The sequence below is a fragment of the Aromatoleum buckelii genome (assembly GCF_012910785.2).
Taxonomy (GTDB): Bacteria; Pseudomonadota; Gammaproteobacteria; order Burkholderiales; family Rhodocyclaceae; genus Aromatoleum; species Aromatoleum buckelii.
In genome coordinates this window covers 43,534-65,571 of the sequence record NZ_WTVH02000008.1, presented here as the reverse complement: position 1 = coordinate 65,571, position 22,038 = coordinate 43,534, and the positions used below count along the sequence as shown (strand labels likewise).

Sequence of the window (22,038 nt, the reverse complement as noted above, 5' to 3'; positions counted from 1 at the left end):
GGTGCGGAGGCGGGAATGCTCAAGTGGCTGGTCGTGGTGGCGCTGATCGTCCTCCTGACCGGTCTGCTCAGACCGGACGTCATGCGCCGCCTGCGCTTCGGCCATCTGCCGGGCGATCTTCATTTTCGCCTGTGGGGCCGTGCGATCCATCTGCCATTCACCAGCACGATGCTGCTGGGTGTTCTCGGATGGGCGCTGCTGCGGGCATTGTGAGTCGCTCCCTGCAAACGGCGGCCAGCGGACTCAGTCGTCCTCTTCCGCGCGCCGAGCCTTGACGGCCGCAACCCGCGCCTCGTGCACGCGTTGCGGAATGCTTGCCTTGTCGGTACAGCTGCGGGCAATCGCCCCGGCGTCGACCGACCGAACCGCGGCGAGCGCGGCGTGCCAGATCGCCGCCTGCGTATAAGCACGCTCGGCCATGCCCGGGCGACCGTGGAAATCGCACGCCGCGGCTTCGAGCAACAGGCCGAAACGCTCCGGGCGGCGCAGCGCGTCAGTGCGTTCGAGCAGCTTCACGATCGTCACCGAACGCAATGCACGTGCCTGATGCAGGATGCCGTGCTCGCGCGCCAGCAGCACGGCGAGGTCGCGGCAATCGAGCGGCGCCTTCAGGCGCTCCGACACGGCCCGTGCGCGGTTGGCGCTCTTCGCCTCGTGGCCGTAGTGATGCGGCAATACGTGCACCGGCGTGTCGGCTTTGCCCAGGTCGTGCAGCAGGCAGGCCCAGCGGACGGCGAGCGGCTGCGCGGTGACCGCGGCGTGGTCGACGACCGCCATCACGTGGATGCCGGTGTCGACTTCCGGGTGGTGCTGCGGCGGTTGCGGCACCCCGAACAGGCGATCGACTTCGGGCAGGATGCGCGCGAGCGCGCCGCACTCGCGCAGCACGGCAAACATCCGCGAAGGCCGGCGTTCCATCAGGCCGCGCGCGAGCTCCTGCCACACGCGTTCGACAACCAGGTGATCGACTTCGCCGTTATCGACCATCGTGCGCATCAGCGCGAGCGTCTCGGGCGCGACGGAAAACCCGTCGAAGCGCGCGGCAAAGCGTGCGACGCGCAGCACGCGCACCGGATCTTCGGCGAACGCTTCGCTGACATGCCGGAACACGCGGTTTTCGAGGTCCCTGCGCCCGCCGTACGGGTCGATCAGCGTGCCGTCCTCGTCCTGCGCGATCGCGTTGATCGTCAGGTCGCGACGGCGCAGGTCCTCTTCGAGTGTGACGTCCGGGGACGCGTGCACGGTGAAACCAGTATAGCCGCGGCCGCTCTTGCGCTCGGTACGGGCAAGGGCGTATTCCTCGCCGGTGCGAGGATGGAGGAACACCGGGAAATCCTTGCCGACGGCGCGAAAGCCGCGCGCGAGCATTTCGTCGGGGGTCGCGCCGACGACCACCCAGTCATGATCCTGCACCGGCAGGCCGAGCAGGCGGTCGCGCACCGCGCCGCCGACGACATAAACACGCATCAGCCGTAAAGGTCTTCGGACGGAATCGATTCGCTTTCGGCATTCGCTGCCGCTGCCCATTCCTGCATCAACGGGTGCGCGAGCATCGCGTCGAGGTACTCGCCCGCGGCCGCGGCGGGTCGCACGCCGTAGGTCTTGAAGCGGAAGCAGACCGGCGCGTACATCGCATCGGCTGCGGAGAACGCGCCGAACAGGTACGGCCCGGCGGGGTTCGCGCGCGTGCCGAAACGCTCGCGGCAGTCGTTCCAGATCGCCTCGATGCGCGCGATGTTCGCATCGACCGCCGCGTTGTGTCCCTGGCCGGTGTAGTCCTTGCGGATGTTCATCGTCATGTGCTGGCGCAGGTCGGTGAAGCCGGAATGCATCTCGGCGCTGACTGCCCGGGCGATCGCGCGCGCCGCCGTGTCGGCCGGCCACAGCCCCGGCGCCTTTTCGGCGAGGTATTCGCAGATCGCGAGCGAATCCCAGATCGCCAGGCCGTGGTCGATCAGGCACGGCACTTTACCGGACGGCGAATGCGACAGGATGCGTTCGCGGCTGCCGGGGATGAACAGCGCGATGCGGATCTCCTCGAACTGCTGCCCGCTGGCCTTCGCCGCGAGCCACGCACGCAACGACCAGGACGAGTAGTTCTTGTTGCCGATGATCAGTTTCATGCGCGAAGTCTCCGTCGGGTGGAAAATCGTCCGGCCGTTCAGCCGTGGGGTCGGCCGGAGTGGCTACGCATCGAATAGTAGCGGGCGCGCTGCGACCTGTCGCCGATATATGACGGTGCGACGGCCTCCAGCGGCGTCGGTGTCATGCCGAACGGCAGCGGCGCGCCGCTCGCGACGTTGTCGACGCGCATCGAGCGCAGGTTGTCGCGGCTCATTATCGGGTTCGGCAGCCATTCCATCAGCGCCGCCTGCATCATCGCGAGCCCGTTCGGCAGCGGGAGGATCGGGCGCGGTGCGCCGGCCAGATCGCTGATGTATTCGACCAGCTCGCGCAGCGTATAGACGCGCGGCCCGGCGAGTTCGAACATTTCGCCGGCGGCAGCCGACTCGCGCAGGCAGTGGCAGATGACCGCAGCGACGTCTTCGACGTACACGGGCTGGAATCGCGCGCGCGCGCCGGCCAGCGGCAAAACCGGAAATCGCCTCGCCAGCTTGGCGAAGAGGTTCGTGAAGTGGTCGCCGCGGCCGAACATTACTGCCGGACGCAGCACGGTCCACGCGGGGGCGTTACCGCCGGCGCGCACTGCCGCTTCGCCGGCGGCTTTCGAGCGCAGGTATTCGGACGGACCGTCCGGCGAGGCGCCGAGCGCGCTCACATGCACGAGATGGGGAACTCGCGCGGCCTGGCACGCCGCGACGATTTTTTGTGGCAACTCGACATGGGCGCGCGCGAAATCCCGGCCGTACGGGGAGCCCGACCGGGAATGCAGGATCCCGACGAGGTTGATGACCGCATCGACGCCGCTGACGAGGTGGGCGAGCGTCGCCGGATCATGCACATCCGCCTCGACGACTTCGACGGTCGGCAGCAGCAGCAGATCCCGCGCGCGGCTCGCGCGGCGAGTCGGAACGACGACCTCGACAGCGGCTCCGACAAGCCGGTTGGCAACGGCGCTGCCGACGAAGCCGGAGCCGCCGATGAGCACGACGCGTTCGATTTTCATGGTGAGGCTCCCGTGCAGGCAACGATGCGATGGGTCACTGGTCCTCGGCGGGTCGGGGAGCGATCGTGCCGAGCCGCTGCTTCAGCGACTGGGGTCGGCCTTCGAGCATCGCCGCATAAATGACCGCGTTGGACATCACCTTCTTGACATAGTCGCGCGTCTCGTCGAAAGGAATCGTTTCGGCATAGATCGCGCCTTCGAGCGAGCGCTGGTCGCGCCAGCGTCGGGCCCGGCTCGGCCCTGCATTGTAGCCGGCCGATGCGAGCACCGGATGATTGTCGAGTCCGTCGAGGATCAGCCGCATGTAGCTCGTGCCCAGCAGGACGTTGGTGTTGGGGTCGGTGAGCATGCCGGCGTGGTAGTCCGGCAGGCCGATCTTGCCCGCGACCCATTTGCCGGTCGCGGGCATCACCTGCATCAGCCCCTGCGCCCCGGAACTCGAGCGCGCTGGCGCGATGAAGCGGCTTTCCTGGCGCATCAGCCCGTATACCCAGCCCATGTCGAGCCCGCGCTCGCGCACCTGCGGCTCGATCAGCGGACGATACGGCGTGATATAGCGCAGGTCGAAGTTGGCGCGCGCATCGGTGCGTTCGGCGGTGTTGATCGCGCGGTCGAAGATCTCGTGGCTGAGCGCGAGGCGTGCGGCGGCGACGAGGAAGCCTTCATCCTGGCCGCGCAGGGCCCAGTTCCATTCGCGCGCCGCTTCGGTGCGCAGGTCGAGCCGGTACAGCGCGAGGGCGCGCTGCAGGCCGGGATCGGCCGCAGCCCGCGCGGTGTCGCCCGCCGACACCACACCGTTGACGGTGGGCGCGGAAAAAAGCTCGCCGCCTTCTTCGGCCGCGAGCAGGCCGTAAAAATGCGGTTCGCCGGCGATGCGCCGGTAGAGCGCCGCAGCCTCGTCCGCGCGCCCGAGTGCTGCCCGTGCGCGGCCCAGCCAGTAGATCCACTCCGCGCTGGCCTGCTCGGCCGCCGGCAGCGCCTCGATCGAGGATTCCACCATGCGCCAGTCCTCGACTCGCAGCGCTGCGCGCACCCGCCACGCACGCTGCTCGCTGCTCATCGCCACGTCGCCGGCGGCGCGATACCACTCGGAGGCCTGCGGCAGGCGCGCGAGCGCGCCGTAATGGCCGAGGATTGCATGGGCGTAGGCTCGTTCGTCGTGATCGAGCCGGTCGCTGATGCGCTGGAGGCGGACCTGCGCGGCGCGCGGGTCGTCCTTGCGCGCGAGGCTGATCAGCGCCGTCAAGGCGAGCTCGCGGCCGGGCCGCGTCGCGGCGAAGTTCGCCGGCAGGCGGTCGAGGTACGCTTCGGGGGACTTCACCGCGTGGTCGAAACTGGCCAGCTTCGGCATTTCGCCGGCCGCGAGCCAGGCGAGCGTGCTGCGCGCCGCGGTGAAGCTGCGGTTCTCGATCTGCCGGCGGAATCGCCACCACAGCTCGTCCGCGCCGACCGCGCCGCCGGTTGCGAGCGCGCGCAGCACCGGCTCGCAGGCGATGTGGCTGTCGGTCAGTTCCATCCACTGGGCGCGAGTCTCGGCCAGCACTGCGGGGTCGCCGAGGTTGAGCCGGGCAGTGCGGTAATGGCAGCGCAGCTCGGCGTCCGGTTCCCGCAGGTCGGCGTACAGGCGCAGGAATCCCGGCCAGTCCTCGTCGCGCACCGTGCGGCGCAGCCAGTCGGCGCGCAGGCGTTCGGCAAGCAGGCTGTCGGGATCCTGCAGCAGGAACTCGGTCAACTCGATGATCGGCGCCGGGTCGGGGCGCGCAAGCTTGTTCGACAGCAGCCAGTACTTGACGTACGAGTCGAGCGAGTGCGACGCGCGTTGCGTATCGAGCTGCTCCAGCGCGTCCCGGTCGCCGGTGCGCAGCGCCTCCCGCGCCGCCAGGATCCGTTCATCCCCCGGGTCGCCGTGCACCCCCGCGCTCAGCGCCGCCAACGCCACGGCCACGCCCGCCCACAATCCCTTGATCATCCCTTACCATCCTGTTTTTGATTCGATTCACCTTAGCACAGTGACGACCCCCGTTTCCCCTGCCGACGACGACGCGGACCGCATCCGGCGGGTGCTGCGCGAGCGCGCCTGCGCCGAGCGGCTGGTGCTGCCGGACGAGCACCGTGCGACCCTCACGGAGCAGCTCGAAGCGCATCTGGACGGGCTGGTCGGGCGACTTGCTCCGCGAGTGCTGGCGTTCTGCTGGCCGTACCGTGCCGAGCCCGATCTGCGCGCATGGATGTGCCGCTGGCTCGCCGGCGGACCCTCGCGCGTCGCGGCGCTGCCGGTGGTGCTGGCAAAGGCCACGCCGCTGGTGTTCCGCAGGTGGACGCCGGGCATGGAAATGGTCTTCGATCGCCACGGCATCCCGCATCCCCCCGACGGCGAGGCGCTCGTACCAGACGCGGTGCTGGTGCCGTGCAACGCGTTCGACCCCGCCGGCTACCGGCTCGGCTACGGCGGCGGCTATTTCGATCGCACGCTTGCGTTGATCGACACGGTCGCGGTCGGCGTCGGTTTCGAGCTGGGGCGGGCCGAAACGGTGTATCCGCAGCCCCATGACCGCCCGATGCAGTGGATCGTGACCGAAGCAGGAGCTTTCCCGGCCCAGCCGCACGCTGCCTGAAGCGCGGGTTTCAGCCGAGGAACATGCGATACGCCGGGTTCCCGGACTCGTCGGCGTATTCATAGCCGAGTCGGTCGAGGAACGCGCCGAATGCCGTCTTGTCGCCGGGAGGCACCTGCATGCCGACCAGCACGCGGCCGAAATCCGAGCCGTGGTTGCGGTAGTGAAACAGGCTGATGTTCCAGTCCGAGTGCAGGTTGGTGAGGAAATTCATCAGCGCGCCGGGGCGCTCGGGGAATTCGAAGCGGTACACGAGCTCGTTGTCGACGTGTGGTGCGCGGCCGCCGACCATGTAGCGGATATGGCTCTTCGCCAGTTCGTCGTCGGTAAGGTCGACTGCCGGCAGCTCGTGGCGGTCGAGCATCTCCATGAGGCGGGAAGCCTCGGCGCGGTTGTGCACCGACACGCCGACGAAGATGTGCGCCTGTTCGGGGTCGGCGTAGCGATAGTTGAACTCGGTGATGTGGCGGTCGCCGACGAGGCTGCAGAATTTGCGGAACGAGCCGGGGCGTTCCGGGATCGTCACCGCGAACACCGCTTCGCGTTGTTCGCCGACTTCGGCGCGTTCGGCGACGAAACGCAGCCGGTCGAAATTCATGTTCGCGCCGGACGCCACGGCCACCAGCGCCTTGCCATGCAGGTTGTGCCGCTTCGCGTATTCCTTCGCGCCGGCGATAGCGAGCGCGCCGGAAGGCTCGAGGATCGAGCGCGTGTCCTCGAAGACGTCTTTCATCGCGGCGCAGATCGCATCGTTGTCGACGAGGATCATCTCGTCCACATATTCCCGGCACAGCCGGAAAGTCTCTTCGCCGACCTGCTTGACCGCGGTGCCGTCGGCGAACAGGCCGACCTGGTCGAGCACGACCCGTTCACCCGCCGCGAGCGAGCGCGTCATCGCGTCGGCGTCCACCGTCTCGACGCCGACGACCCTGATTTCCGGCCGCAGCCGTTTCACGTAGGCCGCAACGCCCGCAATCAGTCCGCCGCCGCCGACGGCGCAGAAGATCGCGTGGATCGGATCGGGGTGCGCGCGCAGGATCTCCATGCCGATCGTGCCCTGCCCGGCGATCACGTCCGGGTCGTCGTACGGGTGCACGAAAGTGAGCTTGTCCGCCTTTTCCAGTTCCAGCGAGTGGGCGTAGGCGTCCGAGTAGGAGTCGCCGGCGAGCACCACTTCGCCGCCCCGCGCCCTGACCGCGTCGACCTTGATCTGCGGTGTCGAGGTCGGCATCACGATCACCGCGCGCACGCCGAGCTTCTGCGCCGACAGCGCAACGCCCTGCGCGTGATTGCCGGCCGAGGCGCAGATCACTCCCCGCTTGAGTGCCGGCGGCGGCAGGTGCGCCATCTTGTTGTAGGCCCCGCGCAGCTTGAAGCTGAACACCGGCTGCATGTCCTCGCGCTTGAGGTAGATGCGGTTGTGGATGCGTGCGGACAGGTTCGGGGCGAGATCGAGCGGGGTTTCCTCCGCGACGTCATAGACGCGGGCGTTGAGGATTCTTTCCAGATAGTCCGGGATTGCGGCAGTCATCGACGGTCCCTGAGCGGGAGAAGCAAAGGCAACGAGCGTAGCAGCCGGTGCGGCACGGCGGCAAGCGGGATCAGTCCAGCGGGATCAGTTCCGGTCCGGCTCGCCTTCGAGCATGCGTTGCTGCCGGTCGATGAACTCCTGCGTCGAATCGATCCCGCGCAGCTGCAGGATCGTCGAGCGCACGGCCGCCTCGAGCAGCACCGCGATGTTGCGTCCGGCCGCGACCGGCAGGATCGCGCGGATGATCGGCACGCCGAGCACCTCCTGGGTTTCGCGGTGCATCGGCAGCCGGGAAGGATCGGTCTGGCCGGGCAGGCGCCGCTCGAGATGGACCACGAGGCGCAGGCGCATTTTCCGGCGGCACGCGGTCTCGCCGAAGATGGTGCGGATATTGAGGATGCCCAGGCCGCGCACCTCGATGAAATCCTTCAGCATTTCGGGACAGCGGCCTTCGAGCACGGTCGGCGCGATGCGCGAGAATTCGACGATGTCGTCGGCGACCAGGCCGTGCCCGCGCGAGATCAGCTCCAGCGCGAGTTCGGACTTCCCGGCGCCGGAATTGCCGGTGATGAACACGCCCAGTCCGAGCACATCCATGAACACGCCGTGCAGCGAGATTTTCTCGGCGAGCTCGCGCGACAGGTACAGGCGGAGCTGGTCGATGACGCTGGCGGCCGGATGAGGCGTGGTGAACAGCGCGATGTCGGCGTTCTCGCAGATCGTGCGCAGGATCGGGGGGATTTCACATTTGTCGGCGACGATGATCGCCGGTGGGCGGGCGTTGATGATCTCGGTGACATGATGACCGACTTTTTCGCGCGACTGACGCTGCGCCCAGGCCAGCTCCGCGGCCCCGAGGACCTGCAGCCGGGCGGGGTGGACCAGGTTCAGGTGCCCGATCAGGTCTGCCGGCCAGATGCGGTCTTCGGTGACCGAGATCGTGCGGTCGAGCTGTCCGCTGACGTGCGTCAGCGCCAGTCTCTCGCGCTGGGCTTCATACAGCAGCGCGACGTTCGTCTGTCGCATGGGGCCCCCAGGAGGCGAACAGGGAGTGGATCGTGGCGGCATCGGGCGCATTGAGCAGGCGCTCGCGGAAATCGCGGTCGCTGAACATCTGCGCGAGTTCGGAGAGCAACTGCAGGTGGCGCTCGTTCGCCTGCTCCGGCACCAGCAGCACGAACAGCATATTGACTGGCCGCCCGTCCGGCGCATCGAACTGCACCGGCGTTGCGAGACGCAGAAACGCGCCCGCCGCGTCCTTCAGGCCCTTGATGCGGCCGTGGGGAATCGCGATCCCCTGGCCGAGCCCGGTCGAACCGAGGCGTTCGCGTGAAAACAGGCTGTCGAATACCACGCTGCGGGCGATGCCGTGGTTGTTCTCGAACAGCAGGCCAGCCTGTTCAAAGACGCGCTTCTTGCTGCTCGCGTCGAGGTCGATGACCACGTTTGAAGGTGGCAGGAGTTCGGCAATGAGGCTCATGCTGCTCATGACGCGCGCGGCGCCGCAGGGGTGCCGCGCGCGCGGGAAAAGTCGTGGGGAGTGTCGCAGGCGTGGGACGGATGCCCACGAATTATAGACACACCCTGGAGCGGGAAGAGAGAGGGACTCGATCAGAGTTCCGTGCTTTGATGCTTCAGCGCGTCGTGGTTGTGGTCGAACGCTTTCTGCTTGTACTTCATGACCTGCCGGTCGAGCTTGTCGACCATCGCGTCGATCGCCGCATACAGGTCGACGTCGTCGCTCTCGACGTAGATGTCCTTGCCGCGCACGTGCAGGGTTACTTCCGCCTTCTGCTTGAGCTTCTCCACCGACAGAATCACGCCGACGCTCGTCACGTTGTCGAAATGGCGGATCACGCGGTCGAGCTTGTTCGTGACATATTCGCGGATCGCGGGGCTGACTTCGACGTGATGTCCGGTGATGTTGAGATTCATGATCGTTCCTCTTTTCAGATCGTCTTGCGCAGGCTGACCGGCGGGATATTGAGTGATTCGCGGTATTTTGCAATGGTGCGCCGCGCCACCACGATACCCTGCTGGCCCAACAATTCGGCAATCTTTGCGTCGGACAGAGGTTTCTTTCTGTCTTCGGCTTCGACCAACTGGCGGATCAGCGCGCGAATCGCCGTTGAGGATGCCGCTCCACCGGTATCGGTGGCGACGTGACTGCCGAAAAAATACTTGAGTTCGAACACGCCCCGCGGGGTGGCCATGAATTTCTGTGTCGTGACCCGCGACACGGTGGATTCGTGCAGTTCCAGCTGGTCCGCGATTTCCCGCAGCGTCAGCGGGCGCATCGCGACCTCGCCATAATCGAAGAACTGCCGCTGCTGGTCAACGATCGCCTGGGAGACACGCAGGATCGTGTCGAAACGCTGCTGCACGTTCTTGATCAGCCAGCGCGCTTCCTGCAACTGGCTCGTCAAGGCCCCGCCGGAGCCGCGGTTCTGCTGCAGGATGTTCGCGTATAGCGAGTTGATGCGCAGTTTCGGCATCGCTTCGGGGTTCAGCGTGACGACCCAGCGCCCGCGCTGCTTGCGCACGACGACGTCGGGCATGATGTAGCGCGTTTCCTGCACCGAATGCTGCGAGCCCGGGTGCGGGTCGAGACTGCAGATCAACAGGTGTGCGCAGCGCAGCGCATCGTCGTCGCAGGCGAGAAGGCGCTTGAGGCGGACGAAATTGCGTTCGGCGAGCAGTTCGAGGTGATGGTCGACGATCTTCAGCGCGAGCTCGCGCGTCGGGCTCGGCCGCATCGCGCGCAGCTGCAGGCTGAGGCATTCCTGCGGCGTGCGCGCCGCGACGCCCGCAGGGTCGAGGTTCTGCACATGGTGCAGCGCGATCGACAGGTCGTCGAGCTCGTATTCGAGTTCCGGCGGCAGCAGCGGCAGCAGCTCTTCGAGCGACTGGTTCAGATAGCCGTCGTCGTCGAGCGCCTCGATGATGAAGCGCACCAGCGCGCGGTCGCGATCGGACAGCGGCGACAGGCTGACCTGCTGGTCGAGGTGATCGCGCAGGCTGGTCTCGGCGGCCTGGAACTCCTGGTAGTCGCTGTCGTCCTCGTCGTCGCGGTTCGACGAGCCGCTTCCGGCGCTCGACCATTCACCGGCTTCGTCGAGGTTCGCCGGTCCCGCTTCGGCGTGCTGTTCGTTCGCGGCGGGAGGATTTTCGCTCTCGCCGCCGGCTGCCGCCGCGGTGGCGGGCGGAGGGGCAAAATCGCTGCCGTCGCCGTCCTCGCGTTCGAGCATCGGGTTCTCGAGCAGGAAGCGTTCGAGTTCCTGGTTCAGTTCGAGCGTCGATAGCTGCAGCAGCTTGATCGACTGCTGCAGTTGCGGCGTCAGCGTGAGGTGCTGGGAGAGTTTGAGCTGGAGGGTCGGCTTCATCGTGAGGCGGCTCGATCTGGCTCAGAGGCGGAAATGTTCGCCGAGATAGACCTGGCGGACTTTTTCGTTGGCGACGATTTCGCCGGGCCGCCCGCTGGCGAGCACGCGGCCTTCGCTGATGATGTAGGCGCGGTCGCAGATGCCGAGCGTCTCGCGCACGTTGTGGTCGGTGATCAGCACCCCGATACCGCGGTCCTTGAGAAAACGGATGATCTTCTGGATGTCGAGCACCGCGATCGGGTCGACGCCGGCGAACGGCTCGTCGAGCAGGATCAGGCGCGGGTCGGTGGCGAGCGCGCGGGCGATTTCGCAGCGCCGCCGCTCGCCGCCGGACAGCGAGATCGCGGTGTTGTCGCGCAGGTGCGCGATGCCGAGCTCGTCGAGCAGTTGTTCGAGTCGCGCGGTGATCTCTTCTTCGGTGAGCGCCTGCAGTTCGAGCACCGCGCGGATGTTCTCGGCGACGGTGAGCTTGCGGAAGACGCTCATCTCCTGCGGCAGGTAGGACAGCCCGAGACGCGCGCGGGCGTGGATCGGCAGGTGCGTGAGAAGCGCCTCGTCGAGCGTGATGTCGCCGCCGTCCGCCCGCACCAGCCCGACGATCATGTAGAAACAGGTGGTCTTGCCGGCGCCGTTCGGCCCGAGCAGCCCGACGACTTCGCCGCTGCCGACTTCGAAGCCGACGTCGTGGACGACCGTGCGCGCCTTGTAGCGCTTCTGCAGCCCGGCAACCTTAAGCAGACTCATCGGGCGTCTCGTTCAGTACCTTGCGGATCACGTCGCCGCCGAATCCCCGGCTCTGCAGGAAGCGCGCCTGCTTCGCCCATTCACGGGCATCGGCCGGGGCGATGCCGAACTTGCCCGTCCAGACCTGGCGGGCGCGGCCGAGCTCGTCGCCGCCGCCTTCGGCCGCCAGCGCCGCATCGACAGTCTCGCGCGCGACCCCGCGCTGCGCCAGGTCGTGGCGCAGGCGGGCGGTGCCGAAGCGGGTGGCCTTGCCACGCACCCAGGCTTCGGCGAAGCGCCGGTCGGAGAGCAGTTCCAGTTCGTGCATGCGGTTCAGGACGTCGTCGATTTCCTCGGCGGTGCCGTATGGCGCCAGCTTGCGGGCGAGCTCGGCGCGGGAATGGTCGCGTCGTGCCAGATGGCGTATCGCCCGTTCCCGCAAGCTGATTTCAGCCATCGTGCCGCTCAGGGCTCGACGGAAGCCACCCCAGCGGGTGCAGCCTCGACGGCCATCGCGTTCAGGCCGACCTGCGCGCGGACCTTGTTTTCGATCTCGCGCGCGAGGGCCGGGTTCGCGCGCAGGAATTCGCGCGAATTGTCCTTGCCCTGCCCGATCTTCTCGCCCTTGTACGCATACCACGCGCCGGACTTGTCGACGATCTTGTGCTGCACGCCGAGGTCGATGATCTCGCCCTCGCGCGAGATGCCTTCGCCATAGAGGATGTCGAAATGCGCTTCCTTGAACGGCGGCGCGACCTTGTTCTTGACGACCTTGCAGCGCGTCTCCGAGCCGACCACCTCGTCGCCCTTCTTGATCGCGCCGATGCGGCGGATGTCGAGCCGCACCGAGGCGTAGAACTTCAGCGCGTTGCCGCCGGTCGTGGTCTCCGGGCTGCCGAACATCACGCCGATCTTCATGCGGATCTGGTTGATGAAGATCACCAGCGTGTTGGTGCGCTTGATGTTCGCGGTGAGCTTCCGGAGCGCCTGGCTCATCAGGCGGGCCTGCAGACCGGGCAGCTGGTCGCCCATCTCGCCCTCGATCTCGGCCTTCGGCGTCAGCGCCGCGACCGAGTCGATGACGACAATGTCGACGCCGCCCGAACGCACCAGCATGTCGGCAATCTCGAGCGCCTGTTCGCCGGTGTCCGGCTGCGAGATGAGCAGATCCTGGATGTTCACGCCGAGCTTCTCGGCGTAGCCGACATCGAGCGCATGCTCGGCGTCGATGAACGCGGCGGTGCCGCCGAGTTTCTGCATTTCGGCGATGACCTGCAGCGTCAGCGTCGTCTTGCCGGAGGATTCCGGGCCGTAGATCTCGACCACCCGGCCGCGCGGCAAGCCGCCCAGGCCGAGCGCGATGTCGAGGCCGAGCGAGCCGGTCGACACCGTCTGGATGTCACGTTCGATGGTGCCGTCGCCCATCCGCATGATCGAGCCTTTGCCGAATTGCTTCTCGATCTGCGAGAGCGCGGCGGCGAGGGCCTTGGCCTTGTTGTCGTCCATGTCCTGTCCTTTCAAACTTTGCGAATTATGGCACAGAGATTGCTGGTACGCAGGGTACTGCTTCAGCGGCCCGCCGGTAAATCATATGTCATTATCCCGCGCAGTGCCCGGATCACCGCCTGGCGCCGCACCGCTTCCCGATCGCCGGAAAAATGCCGCGTTTCGCTGTCGATCCCGGCCCCGCGCCGACCCCACGCGAAACACACCATGCCGACCGGCTTGGCCGCGCTGCCGCCGCCCGGGCCGGCGACGCCGGATACCGCCAGCGCGACATCGGCGCGGCTGCGCGCGAGCGTACCGCCAACCATCTCGCGCACGGTTTCCTCGCTGACCGCGCCGAAGTCCGCCAGCGTCGCCGCCGCCACCCCGAGGAGATCCTGCTTGGCCTCGTTGGAGTACGTCACGAAGCCGCAGTCGAACCACGCCGAGCTGCCGGCCGTCGCCGTGACCACTTCGGCGATCCAGCCGCCGGTGCACGATTCGGCACTCGCCAGGCGCATGCCCCGTGCGCCGAGCCACGCGCCGGTTTCCGCCGACAGTGCAGCCAGTTCCCTGTCCATCATCTCACCCAGAAAAACGCACCAGCAGAGCCAGCGCGAGAATGGCGTAGCCGGCCGCGATCACGTCGTCGAGCATCACGCCCAGGCCACCCTTGATGCGACTGTCCACCCACCGGATTGGTTGCGGCTTGACGATATCGAAAAAGCGGAACAGCACGAACGCGAGACTCTGCCAGAGCAGGTTCGCCGGAGTGAAGAATAGTACCAGCCAGAAAGCGACGATCTCGTCCCACACGATCGCCCCGTGGTCGGGCACGCCGAGGGCCCGGCCGGTGCGCTCGGCGGCAATCAGGCCGGCGACGAAGAAACTCGCCAGCAGCGCGAGGAACACGAAGTCCGAGATCGGTGCCCGCAGCAGCGGGTACAGCAGCCAGGCGGCGAGCGTGCCGGCAGTGCCGGGAGCGCGCGGCGCGAGCCCTGCGCCGAAGCCCAGCGAAATGAAATGGGCCGGATGGCTGAGGAGCAGCCGGTACGTGGGGGGCATCATCGTGGGCCCTTGTCGCGCAGGGGAAGGTGACGGCATCGGGAGCGCCAATGAAAATCAGGCGAAATGATCATAGCTGCGGTACGCCGGCGGGCGTTCGCTGCCGTCCGGGTGCCGCAGCAGCAGGCGGCCGGTGTCGCCGGTGATCGTGCCGATGCGCGTGAACGGCAGATCCAGCCGCCGGGCGAGCGCGCCGAGGGGCTCGCGTTGCGCGGCGGCGGCGGTGAATAGCAGCTCGTAGTCGTCGCCGCCGCCAAGCACGCAGCGCTGCGCGAATTCGACGTCGGCGCCGGCCGCGAGCAGCGCGCCGAGCGGCAGCGCGGCGAGCTCGAGGACCGCGCCGGTGCCGGAAGCCTCGAGGATGTGCGCGAGATCGCCGACCAGTCCGTCGGAGACGTCCAGCATCGCATCGGCGACCCCGCGCAGCGCGAGGCCAGCGGCGACGCGCGGCTGCGGACGGTGCAGCGCGTCGAGGCACGGCGCGACCGCGGCGGCATCGAGCGCCGTCTCGCCGCGCAGGAACGCGAGGCCGAGCGCCCCGCGGCCGGGTTCGCCGGTGATCCAGATGTCGTCGCCCGGACGGGCGCCGGCGCGAGTGATCGCCGAGCCTGCCGGCACTTCACCGATGACCGTCACGCACAGGTTCAGCGGGCCGCGCGTCGTGTCGCCGCCGGCGAGGTCGACGCCGAATTGCCCGGCGCACGCGAAGAAACCGCGCGCGAACGCCTCGATCCACGCTTCGTCGGCGGCCGGCAGCGCGAGCGCGAGCAGCGCCCAGCGCGGTTCGGCTCCCATCGCCGCGAGATCGGAGACGTTGACCGCCAGCGCTTTCCAGCCGAGCGCCTCGGGATCCGCATCGGCGAAGAAATGCGTGCCGGCGACGAGCATGTCGGTCGAGGTCGCGAGCTGCATGCCCGGGGCCGGCGTGAATAGCGCCGCGTCATCGCCGACGGCGAGCTCGGTGTGGCGGGCGGGGCGGGTGAAGTGGCGGCGGATCAGGTCGAATTCGGAAGGCATCGCGGCGCAGCGCAGGCAGAATGGAGCGGCTCATCGGGTCGAAAAGCTTAACCCGGCCGCCCCTGGCTGCCCGAACTATTTTCCGCGGCTGCGGGATTTCTCCGGCGGGTCCCCGCTCACTCGCACAGGCCGAGAATTTTTTCCTGCTGCGTGCACTGGCTCTGCTCGACGGCCGGCGACGCCGCCGTCATCTCCGGGCAGGCGCGCAGATGTCGCTCCATTGGCGGAAAGTAGGACCAGCCCTTGCCCAGCGCCGGCAGCGAGAGCTCGACTTCATTCCACTTCGGATGGCCTTCGGTGCGCAGCCGCGGGAAATTGTGGCACAGCGATTCGGCGAACTTCGTCAGGTAGCGGATCGTCTCGGGGCGGTTGTAATTGTAGGTCACGAGGAACGCCTTGACGGCGATGCCGGGGACGTCCTCGGTCAGCACGTTGGGATAGTTGGCGGCGCGCACGGTCGCCGGAAAGTACGTGCGCAGCGCGGCGCGGGTCGTGCTGTGGTTCGGATCGAGCTTGAGCAGCTTGATGAACTGCCGCGCCTCCGGTTTCATGTCCGTCAGGAGCTTGGCCGGCTGCCCGGCGACGACGACGACGACGTCGAGCGTCTTTTCGGTCAGCAGCTTGACGAGCGCGTCCTCGTTCGAAAGGTAGCTGGTGTTTTCCTCGGCGATCGGTTTGCCGAACATCAGCCGGTACAGCGTCGTCGCCGACAGCGCGGTGCCGCTGCCGACCGGGCCCACATTGATTTTCGCGTCCTTTATTTCGTGGATGAATTCGGCCGGGGTGTCGGCGCGCGTGATGAAGTAGATCTCCTCGTTGTACAGCGGCATGATCACGCGCAGCGGGTGCAGCATGCGGGCCGCTGCGACGTTGCCTTCCTGCGCCTGATCGAGGAACGCCTGATAGACGTCCGACTGCACCATCGCGAACTTCACGCCGGGCTCGTAGCGCAGGCGCCGCACGTTTTCAGCCGAGCCGGCCGACGGCAGCACCTCGAGCGCGATGTTCGCCTCCGGAGCGACGAATTTCGCGATGTCGCGGCCGATCTGGATATAGGTGCCGCGTTCCGAGGCGGTCACGATCTTGAACTCTGCCGCCTCCGATGCTGCCGGAACCTGGAGGGCCAGGAGAATTCCTGCAACGATGCCGATCGCCGATAATCGCATTTCATTTCCCCTTTTTAGCGTGAATGCTCAGTTGCACTCAATTGCACTCAGTTGCATAGTCCGAGTGCGGCGACTGCAGGAGTGCAGGAATATGGCTGCGCCCGGGCGTCGTCGGCTGGTGCCGAAGGTTCTGTCGCGGCCGCGGGCGCCGCCGGCTCGGCCGCAAGCGCTTCCTCGTTCGCCGATGCTTCCGGCGGGACCGGCGCAGGTGTGACCGGCACCGCGTCGACCTCGTCGGCCGGCGCGGAAGATGGCGGGACGGCCCTGAGTGTGGCGTCGACTGCGGGGATGGAAGGCGATGCGGCGTCCTGCGCGACGCTCGTCGTCGCGTCGCCGCTCAGGTAGATGCGGTAAAGAATCACGGCGCCGATGACGAAAATCACCAGCGCCAGCGCTCTCGTCCAAGGGCTGGAGAGGGGGTCCCCGGGAGCGCCGGCCGGCTTCGCGCTGCTCGCCGCTTCCGGCGGGCCGGGTTCGTGCGCGAAACCTGGGTTCATCGTCGTATCGGCGGCTTCATCGTCGGTCGCTTCGGGCGGCACGCTCGGCTCGTCGCCGCTTGCGAATGACGCGCCGCACTTGTAGCAAGTGGTCGCCGACGCGTGATCGATGGCGCCGCAATGCTTGCACAGCTGCAGGTTCAGCAAGGAACCGCAGGCATTGCAGAATTTCGCGCTTGCCGGGTTCTCGTGGCTACAGAATGAGCATTGGAGCGTATCCATAGGGCTCAGAGTATGGAAGAGACCCGGTTACATTCAAGAGCCCATTACATTCGGATACTCAAACCCGCTTTGCCGGGAACGCCGCGTTTCAGACGAAGACGGGCTCCGGTTCGAGATCGACGCCGAAGCGCCGCGAAACGTCGTCCCGGATCGCCTGCGCGATGCGGCTGACATCCGCGCCGGTCGCTCCGCCGCGATTGACGAGCACCAGCGCCTGCCTTTCATACACGCCGACCGGCCCGAGGTCGCGCCCCTTCCAGCCGCAGCGGTCGATCAGCCAGCCGGCGGCGAGCTTCAGGCTGCCGTCGGGCTGGAGGTAGTGCGGCAGTCCGGGGTGGCTGGCGACGAGGCGCTCGAGCGTGGCCGCATCGATGACGGGGTTCTTGAAGAAGCTGCCGGCATTGCCGAGCGCTGCAGGGTCGGGCAGCTTGCGCCGGCGGATCGCGATCACGGCGTCGGAAATGTCGAGCGGACCTGGGGCGACGCTGCCGCGCGCGGCGAGCTCTTCGGCGACGTCCGCGTAGCGGGTGACCGGCAGCCAGCGCTTGGGCAGGCGGAAAGTGACCGACGTGACGAGCGCGCGGTCCGCCAGGTCGTGCTTGAAAATGCTGTCGCGATAACCGAAGTGGCAGTCGGCGGCATCCAGCCGGAAGCTCGCGCCGGTTTCCAGCGACACGGCGGCGAGTGACGCGAAGCGTTCGGCGATTTCGAGCCCGTACGCGCCGATGTTCTGGATCGGGGCCGCGCCGACAGTGCCGGGAATCAGCGACAGGTTCTCGAGCCCCGGCCACCCTTGCGCGAGCGTCCAGCGCACGAAGTCGTGCCAGTTCTCTCCGGCGCCGGCCTCGACGTACCACGCGTCGTCGTCGTCGCGGACGAGCCGGCGTCCGCCGATCGCGACTTTCAGTACGAGCCCGTGGAAGTCGCCGGTCAACACCAGGTTGCTGCCGCCGCCGAGCACGAGCCGTGGCGCGTCGGCCCAGTCGGGTTGCGCGAGCAGCGCGGCGAGTTGCGCCGGATGCTCGATGATCGCGAGGCGGTCGGCCTGCGCCGGGAGCCCGAAAGTATTGAGAGCCTGCAGGTCGGCGTGAGTTTCGAGCGCCGGCAGCGGCGCGGCGCCGCTATTACCGGGCACTGGAAAGCGACTCGCAACGCTGCGGTTCGATCGGGAACGCGCGGTCGTAGCCGAGGTTGAACGCGAAGGCGTACAGCACGTAGGCCGTCGCGAGCCCGAGGTCCGCGAGCAGTGCCTCGAACCAGCTCATGCCCGTCCAGGCCGTGATGATCGGCAGGCTCATCAGCAGCAGGCCGCCTTCGAAGCCGATCGCGTGCGCGACGCGCAGCGGGAGCGGCCGGCGATCGGCGGGCCGGCCGGCGAGCTTCGCCTCGATGCGGTCGAAACAGGTGTTGTACGTGGCATTCCACGCCGCCGCGAGCAGCGAGATCAGCGCCAGCAGGCCGATCGAGTCGGACAGCGGCACGCCGCTCGCCCACGCGAAAGGCGGAGTGACCAGCGCCAGCCCGCCCAACTCGAACAGCACGACTTGGCGGATCCGGTCGCGGACGGAGCGCAGCGGAGGTCGGAGTCCGGAGGGGTGAGGTGACATGGGCGACGACATTCGTGGAGCCGGCAAAGATAGAGCCTCGCCGCAGCCAGCGCAACCAAGCGAGTCCATCAATTGCCGGGCCTGCCTTCGTCGCCCGCGTGTCGCCGCTCGCCGCGCGACGCATCGCCTTCATTCCCCGTTGCCCGTCGCTCGATCTGCCTGCGCTGCTCGCTCTGCTGTCGCTCCTGCATCTCGCGCTGCCGTTCCAGTTGTCGTTGCTGTCGCTGCAACGCGTCCTGTTGCTGATTCTGGTGGTCGCGCAGCTGGCGTTCGCGTTCCTGTGACTGGCGCTGCCGCAGTTCCTCCTGTCGCTCCATGGCCTGGCGGCGCTGCAGCCCCTGTTCCTGTTGCTGCTGCATCCGCTGTTGCTCCAGGTCCCGTTGCTGCCGTTGCATCCGCTCCTGCTGCTGGCGCTGGAGCTGCTCCTGCTGCTGGCGTTCGCGATCCTGGGACTGGCGCTGCCGTAGCTCTTCCTGCCGCTCCAGGGTCTGACGGCGGCGCTGTTCCTGCTGGTCCAGCGCGCGCTGGCGTTGCAACTCGTCGCGCGCGCGCTCCTGTTGCTGCCGGTCCTGATCCCGTTGCTGCTGTATCCGCTGCTGCCGCTGCTGTTCTTGTTGCTGCTGCATCCGCAGCTGATGCTGCTGCTCCGGTTCCCGTTGTTGCCGCTGCATCCGCTCCTGCTCCTGCTGCTGGCGCTGGAGCTGTTCCTGCTGCTGACGTTCGCGTTGCGAGTGGCGCTGCCGCAGTTCCTCCTGCCGCTCCAGGGTCTGGCGGCGCTGCTGTTCCTGCTGCTCCAGCGCGCGTTGCCGCTGCCCCTGTTCGCCGGCGCGTTCCTGTTGCTGCTGTTCCTGGTCCCGTCGCTGTTGTATCCGTTGCTGGCGCTGCTGATCCTGTTCCTGCTGGCGCTGTTGCATCTCCCGCGCGTTCTGCTGCTGCGGGGCGTGCTGAGGCATTGCCGGGACCGGGCCCCGCGGCTGCGCTTCCGGGGCGGAAGGGGGGCGACGTTCGCGTTCGACTCGCGGCTCGCTGTCCGTCCCGGGTCGTCCCTGTTCCCTGCCGTCGATGCGGCGTCCGGGGAAGGATTCACGACCGCGTCCGTCTTCGGGCAGGTCGCGCAATCGCCGTTCTTCCGCCCCTGTGCGCTCCCGCTGCCGGCGCTCTTCGACCGCGTCGCGCAGACGCGCGGCGCGCCGCGCCTGCTCGTCGCGCAGCCGCTCCTCGTCCCGGGGTCGAGCGGCGCGGTCGATGCGGTCATGTTCGACGACGAGACGCGGGTCGAGCGGCGGGACAGGGGTCGCCGCGCGCGGCAGGCGCCCTTTGCGCTCGTCGTCGCGCACCGCATGGCGGAAGACCGGGCGGGAATGCCTGACGACTTCGCCGGGCACGACCGTTACCGCGTCGTGCCGGTCGCGATGCGCATAGCGGACGTGCCGCGGTTCCCGCACCGTCCGGTCGATGTGGACGACGTTGGTGACGTGGGTGATGTTGATCCGCCGCACGTAGGTCGTGCTGTGGCGGTAGCTCGGAACGTAGACTTCGCGCGGGCCGAGGGGGAACCAGCCGATGCGCGGCAGCGAACCGGACGAGAGGCTGATGCTCACGCCCGGCAGGCCCATCCACACGACGAGCGCAGGTGCGTACACCGGCCGCGCAACGTAGGTGCCCGGCACCCAGCCCCATGTTCCGCCGACCATCACCCAGCGGCCGTAATGGAACGGGGCGAAGCCCCACGGTGCGTCGTCGACCCACGTCCAGCCCCACGGCTGGACCAGCACCCAGCGCCCCGAACGATAGGGGGCCCAGCCGGCCGGCACGCTGCGCGGGTACCACACCGGCCCGTAGTCGTCGACCGTTCGCCAGTCGCCGTATTCATGCAGGTCCTCGGCCCCGGTCATCTCGGGCGACACGTGGCGCGGCTCGCCGAGCCGGTCGTCATGCTCGTCACGGGCCAGCGTCCAGTCGGAGAAATCGTCCCGCTCGGGGTCGCTCCAGCGCACTTCGGTGTGGTCGGAATACAGCACGTGCGCGCGTCGTCCTTCAATGACGACGACGTCGCTGTCCTCCGAGCGGAAATCGAGCTCGCCACCGCGGTAGTTCGTCAGGACCGTCGTCGCGTCCTCGTAATCGACGCGGTACTGACCCGGCTTGTCGGCGACGACCAAGCCGTCGCGGGTCTCGACTTCGATCGCCGCGGCCGCTTCGCGGCTCCGGATCCGTATCGCGACGCTGCCGCGTTCGAGCTCGATGCGGATACGTTCGTCATCGAGCTGGCGGATGTCGATGGAGGTCGAGCCGGCGAGGCGCAGCACGCTCGATCCGATCCGGATTTCGGCGCGGCTGCCTTCTTCGGTGCCGAGGGCATCGCCCGAAGTCAGCGGCCAGTTCAGGCTGGCGCTTTCCCACCGCCGGCTGTCGGCTGGACGCAGCGACACCTCCCCGTCGAGCAGCGCCAGGCGCCCGACGCGGGCGGGCGGGTCGGCCCACGCACTGCCCGCCGCAAGCAGGACCAGCGGCAGCACGAACATGAAGCGAAGAGCGTGGAACATCTTGTCGAGCCTCCCGAAAATCCCTGCGACAGGGGAAACGGCGGTGAGCAGCGTGCCGGTCGAGGTTGCCGCGTTCACTGCGGGCAGACGTGACGTTTTGGCCGCCGTCGTACCGGATTCAACGTATGGGGGAGTCGGACGATGACGAGGCGCACAATTGTTTGCAATTGGATCAGAGGTTGGGTCGGAGGATTGCGAGCTTGGCGTGGTGAGAAGGCATAAGCCGCTGTTACGATTTGTCGACGACATTTACACTTTCCCCGCCGATATTGCGCTGCTGATCCGTAAAGGTTTGTTAAAAAAAGCAAAACTGGCACGGGCGCAAAAAGTGCTTTGAGAACCCGGCAGGGGAGCCTGCATATAATTCATCCGAAAAAATGCAAGGAAAATAACAATGACAATGCGAACACACATCGGGGTTGCCGGAATCGCCTTGGCAGCGATCGTGCCTTCCGCGGCCAATGCGCTGATGCTGACCGACCTGGAAAGCCTCGGGAGCTACGCCGGTCTGGCCACCGTCACGATCAGCCGGCAGGGGCCCACCACGCCGGCGACGCGCTCGGGCACGGGCAGCGCGAGCGGGAATGCGACGTTTGCGATGGGCTGGACGGGCGGCGGCGCTGCGCACGCCTATCCGCTTGCGGAGGGCTCCGGGGGACCGTTCTTTGCAGTCGATTTCGGCACGATGCTCGCGGGGAGGGCGCCATCTAGCCTCGGAACGCACGTCTTCAACCTGGGGCTCGCTCCGGCCAACGTCGATCCCGACGACTTGGACTTCACCGGGCCGTCGATCGGTGACATTGCGAGCGCGCTCGCACTCGCGCAGGATGCCGAAGATCGCACGAGTTGGGTGGAGAGCGTGACCCAGGGAGTCTTCCACGCAACTTATCACCTGTTCCTGTTCGAGGCAGACGCTTTGCCGGAGGATCCGACGCAAGTGGAGGAGAATGCAGTACCGGAGCCGGGCGTGCTGGCCCTGCTCGGCATCGGCCTCGCTGGCCTCGCGGCGGGGGGCCGCAGAAGACGGTCCTGAGCCGGTCCCACCGCCTGAAGC

Annotated in this window: 24 protein-coding genes; 4 read left to right on the top strand and 20 right to left on the bottom strand. The window is 67.5% G+C overall.

Features of this window, described 5'->3' with window-relative positions:
- Positions 1-15 precede the first annotated feature (15 nt).
- The gene (locus tag GO608_RS02245; RefSeq protein ID WP_169198279.1) at positions 16-213 is read left to right on the top strand and encodes a DUF2905 domain-containing protein; all 198 of its coding nucleotides are present in this window, start codon (positions 16-18) and stop codon (positions 211-213) included.
- A 30-nt stretch (positions 214-243) separates the two neighbouring features.
- On the opposite strand, the gene GO608_RS02240 is transcribed toward GO608_RS02245, so the two are convergent.
- From GO608_RS02240 to GO608_RS02225, 4 genes are read right to left on the bottom strand one after another with little or no spacing between them, the layout of a single operon-like run.
- On the bottom strand, positions 244-1,467 hold the full coding sequence (locus GO608_RS02240) for a multifunctional CCA addition/repair protein (protein ID WP_169198280.1): 1,224 nt from the start codon (positions 1,465-1,467) through the stop codon (positions 244-246).
- A complete protein-coding gene (locus tag GO608_RS02235; protein ID WP_169198281.1) occupies positions 1,467-2,123 on the bottom strand; it encodes a glutathione S-transferase family protein in 657 nt (218 codons plus the stop codon). Before GO608_RS02235 ends, GO608_RS02240 begins: the two co-directional genes overlap by 1 nt.
- 38 nt (positions 2,124-2,161) lie before the next feature.
- A complete protein-coding gene (locus tag GO608_RS02230) occupies positions 2,162-3,127 on the bottom strand; it encodes a complex I NDUFA9 subunit family protein (protein WP_169198282.1) in 966 nt (321 codons plus the stop codon).
- Positions 3,128-3,161: 34 nt separating this feature from the next.
- Positions 3,162-5,096, bottom strand: a complete 1,935-nt coding sequence (locus GO608_RS02225; RefSeq protein WP_169198283.1) for a lytic transglycosylase domain-containing protein — start codon at positions 5,094-5,096, stop codon at positions 3,162-3,164.
- A 40-nt stretch (positions 5,097-5,136) separates the two neighbouring features.
- Between GO608_RS02225 and GO608_RS02220 the strand changes: the two genes are divergently transcribed.
- Positions 5,137-5,742 (top strand): 5-formyltetrahydrofolate cyclo-ligase, encoded by a 606-nt coding sequence (locus GO608_RS02220; protein WP_247002779.1) that lies wholly within the window; start codon positions 5,137-5,139, stop codon positions 5,740-5,742.
- 10 nt (positions 5,743-5,752) lie between these two features.
- On the opposite strand, the gene ilvA is transcribed toward GO608_RS02220, so the two are convergent.
- From ilvA to GO608_RS02140, 16 genes are all read right to left on the bottom strand, one after another.
- The gene (gene ilvA / locus GO608_RS02215) at positions 5,753-7,273 is read right to left on the bottom strand and encodes a threonine ammonia-lyase, biosynthetic (RefSeq protein ID WP_169198284.1); all 1,521 of its coding nucleotides are present in this window, start codon (positions 7,271-7,273) and stop codon (positions 5,753-5,755) included.
- 84 nt (positions 7,274-7,357) lie between these two features.
- The gene (gene hprK, locus GO608_RS02210) at positions 7,358-8,299 is read right to left on the bottom strand and encodes an HPr(Ser) kinase/phosphatase (RefSeq protein WP_169198285.1); all 942 of its coding nucleotides are present in this window, start codon (positions 8,297-8,299) and stop codon (positions 7,358-7,360) included.
- Entirely contained in the window at positions 8,268-8,753 is a 486-nt protein-coding gene (gene ptsN / locus GO608_RS02205; RefSeq protein WP_169119729.1) for a PTS IIA-like nitrogen regulatory protein PtsN, read from the bottom strand. The genes hprK and ptsN overlap by 32 nt, the downstream gene beginning before the upstream one ends.
- A 131-nt stretch (positions 8,754-8,884) precedes the next feature.
- Positions 8,885-9,208 (bottom strand): ribosome hibernation-promoting factor, HPF/YfiA family, encoded by a 324-nt coding sequence (gene hpf / locus GO608_RS02200; protein ID WP_169198286.1) that lies wholly within the window; start codon positions 9,206-9,208, stop codon positions 8,885-8,887.
- A 14-nt stretch (positions 9,209-9,222) separates the two neighbouring features.
- Positions 9,223-10,656: an RNA polymerase factor sigma-54 gene (locus GO608_RS02195; RefSeq protein WP_169198287.1), complete on the bottom strand. Its 1,434-nt coding sequence runs from the start codon at positions 10,654-10,656 to the stop codon at positions 9,223-9,225.
- A gap of 21 nt (positions 10,657-10,677) precedes the next feature.
- Complete coding sequence (gene lptB / locus GO608_RS02190; RefSeq protein WP_169198288.1) at positions 10,678-11,400, bottom strand: LPS export ABC transporter ATP-binding protein; 723 nt, start codon at positions 11,398-11,400, stop codon at positions 10,678-10,680.
- Positions 11,387-11,836, bottom strand: coding sequence for a recombination regulator RecX (recX, locus tag GO608_RS02185; RefSeq protein WP_169198289.1), 450 nt, complete (start codon positions 11,834-11,836; stop codon positions 11,387-11,389). The genes lptB and recX overlap by 14 nt, the downstream gene beginning before the upstream one ends.
- Positions 11,837-11,844: 8 nt before the next feature.
- Positions 11,845-12,885 (bottom strand): recombinase RecA, encoded by a 1,041-nt coding sequence (gene recA / locus GO608_RS02180; protein ID WP_169198290.1) that lies wholly within the window; start codon positions 12,883-12,885, stop codon positions 11,845-11,847.
- A gap of 62 nt (positions 12,886-12,947) precedes the next feature.
- On the bottom strand, positions 12,948-13,448 hold the full coding sequence (locus tag GO608_RS02175) for a CinA family protein (RefSeq protein ID WP_169198291.1): 501 nt from the start codon (positions 13,446-13,448) through the stop codon (positions 12,948-12,950).
- 1 nt (position 13,449) lies between these two features.
- Positions 13,450-13,929, bottom strand: a complete 480-nt coding sequence (locus GO608_RS02170) for a phosphatidylglycerophosphatase A family protein (RefSeq protein ID WP_169198331.1) — start codon at positions 13,927-13,929, stop codon at positions 13,450-13,452.
- A 57-nt stretch (positions 13,930-13,986) separates the two neighbouring features.
- Positions 13,987-14,946 (bottom strand): thiamine-phosphate kinase, encoded by a 960-nt coding sequence (thiL, locus tag GO608_RS02165; RefSeq protein WP_169198292.1) that lies wholly within the window; start codon positions 14,944-14,946, stop codon positions 13,987-13,989.
- A 116-nt stretch (positions 14,947-15,062) separates the two neighbouring features.
- Positions 15,063-16,112, bottom strand: coding sequence for a TAXI family TRAP transporter solute-binding subunit (locus GO608_RS02160; protein ID WP_169198293.1), 1,050 nt, complete (start codon positions 16,110-16,112; stop codon positions 15,063-15,065).
- 47 nt (positions 16,113-16,159) lie between these two features.
- Positions 16,160-16,831, bottom strand: a complete 672-nt coding sequence (locus GO608_RS02155) for a zinc ribbon domain-containing protein (RefSeq protein WP_169198294.1) — start codon at positions 16,829-16,831, stop codon at positions 16,160-16,162.
- Positions 16,832-16,919: 88 nt separating this feature from the next.
- Positions 16,920-17,966: a UDP-N-acetylmuramate dehydrogenase gene (gene murB / locus GO608_RS02150; protein ID WP_169198295.1), complete on the bottom strand. Its 1,047-nt coding sequence runs from the start codon at positions 17,964-17,966 to the stop codon at positions 16,920-16,922.
- Positions 17,956-18,438, bottom strand: coding sequence for a PACE efflux transporter (locus GO608_RS02145; protein ID WP_169198296.1), 483 nt, complete (start codon positions 18,436-18,438; stop codon positions 17,956-17,958). Before GO608_RS02145 ends, murB begins: the two co-directional genes overlap by 11 nt.
- Before the next feature lie 68 nt (positions 18,439-18,506).
- Complete coding sequence (locus GO608_RS02140) at positions 18,507-20,984, bottom strand: DUF6600 domain-containing protein (protein ID WP_169198297.1); 2,478 nt, start codon at positions 20,982-20,984, stop codon at positions 18,507-18,509.
- A gap of 157 nt (positions 20,985-21,141) precedes the next feature.
- Here GO608_RS02140 and GO608_RS02135 point away from each other — a divergent pair, with 157 nt between their 5' ends.
- Positions 21,142-21,321, top strand: a complete 180-nt coding sequence (locus tag GO608_RS02135) for a hypothetical protein (RefSeq protein WP_169198298.1) — start codon at positions 21,142-21,144, stop codon at positions 21,319-21,321.
- Positions 21,322-21,378: 57 nt separating this feature from the next.
- Positions 21,379-22,017 carry a PEP-CTERM sorting domain-containing protein gene (locus tag GO608_RS02130; protein WP_169198299.1) on the top strand — a complete coding sequence of 213 codons (639 nt, stop codon included), beginning with the start codon at positions 21,379-21,381 and terminating at the stop codon, positions 22,015-22,017.
- Positions 22,018-22,038 lie beyond the last annotated feature (21 nt).

Bases quoted from the DNA above. Each gene is read 5' to 3' on its own strand.
- recX (WP_169198289.1), bottom strand. From the start codon at position 11,836: ATGGCTGAAATCAGCTTGCGGGAACGGGCGATACGCCATCTGGCACGA.
- GO608_RS02170 (WP_169198331.1), bottom strand. From the start codon at position 13,929: ATGCCCCCCACGTACCGGCTGCTCCTCAGCCATCCGGCCCATTTCATT.
- GO608_RS02230 (WP_169198282.1), bottom strand. From the start codon at position 3,127: ATGAAAATCGAACGCGTCGTGCTCATCGGCGGCTCCGGCTTCGTCGGC.
- GO608_RS02245 (WP_169198279.1), top strand. From the start codon at position 16: ATGCTCAAGTGGCTGGTCGTGGTGGCGCTGATCGTCCTCCTGACCGGT.
- GO608_RS02130 (WP_169198299.1), top strand. From the start codon at position 21,379: ATGACAATGCGAACACACATCGGGGTTGCCGGAATCGCCTTGGCAGCG.
- GO608_RS02140 (WP_169198297.1), bottom strand. From the start codon at position 20,984: ATGTTCCACGCTCTTCGCTTCATGTTCGTGCTGCCGCTGGTCCTGCTT.
- GO608_RS02235 (WP_169198281.1), bottom strand. From the start codon at position 2,123: ATGAAACTGATCATCGGCAACAAGAACTACTCGTCCTGGTCGTTGCGT.
- lptB (WP_169198288.1), bottom strand. From the start codon at position 11,400: ATGAGTCTGCTTAAGGTTGCCGGGCTGCAGAAGCGCTACAAGGCGCGC.
- GO608_RS02225 (WP_169198283.1), bottom strand. From the start codon at position 5,096: ATGATCAAGGGATTGTGGGCGGGCGTGGCCGTGGCGTTGGCGGCGCTG.
- hpf (WP_169198286.1), bottom strand. From the start codon at position 9,208: ATGAATCTCAACATCACCGGACATCACGTCGAAGTCAGCCCCGCGATC.
- ptsN (WP_169119729.1), bottom strand. From the start codon at position 8,753: ATGAGCCTCATTGCCGAACTCCTGCCACCTTCAAACGTGGTCATCGAC.
- GO608_RS02145 (WP_169198296.1), bottom strand. From the start codon at position 18,438: ATGTCACCTCACCCCTCCGGACTCCGACCTCCGCTGCGCTCCGTCCGC.
- GO608_RS02195 (WP_169198287.1), bottom strand. From the start codon at position 10,656: ATGAAGCCGACCCTCCAGCTCAAACTCTCCCAGCACCTCACGCTGACG.
- thiL (WP_169198292.1), bottom strand. From the start codon at position 14,946: ATGCCTTCCGAATTCGACCTGATCCGCCGCCACTTCACCCGCCCCGCC.
- GO608_RS02155 (WP_169198294.1), bottom strand. From the start codon at position 16,831: ATGGATACGCTCCAATGCTCATTCTGTAGCCACGAGAACCCGGCAAGC.
- recA (WP_169198290.1), bottom strand. From the start codon at position 12,885: ATGGACGACAACAAGGCCAAGGCCCTCGCCGCCGCGCTCTCGCAGATC.
- hprK (WP_169198285.1), bottom strand. From the start codon at position 8,299: ATGCGACAGACGAACGTCGCGCTGCTGTATGAAGCCCAGCGCGAGAGA.
- GO608_RS02175 (WP_169198291.1), bottom strand. From the start codon at position 13,448: ATGATGGACAGGGAACTGGCTGCACTGTCGGCGGAAACCGGCGCGTGG.
- ilvA (WP_169198284.1), bottom strand. From the start codon at position 7,273: ATGACTGCCGCAATCCCGGACTATCTGGAAAGAATCCTCAACGCCCGC.
- GO608_RS02160 (WP_169198293.1), bottom strand. From the start codon at position 16,112: ATGCGATTATCGGCGATCGGCATCGTTGCAGGAATTCTCCTGGCCCTC.
- GO608_RS02240 (WP_169198280.1), bottom strand. From the start codon at position 1,467: ATGCGTGTTTATGTCGTCGGCGGCGCGGTGCGCGACCGCCTGCTCGGC.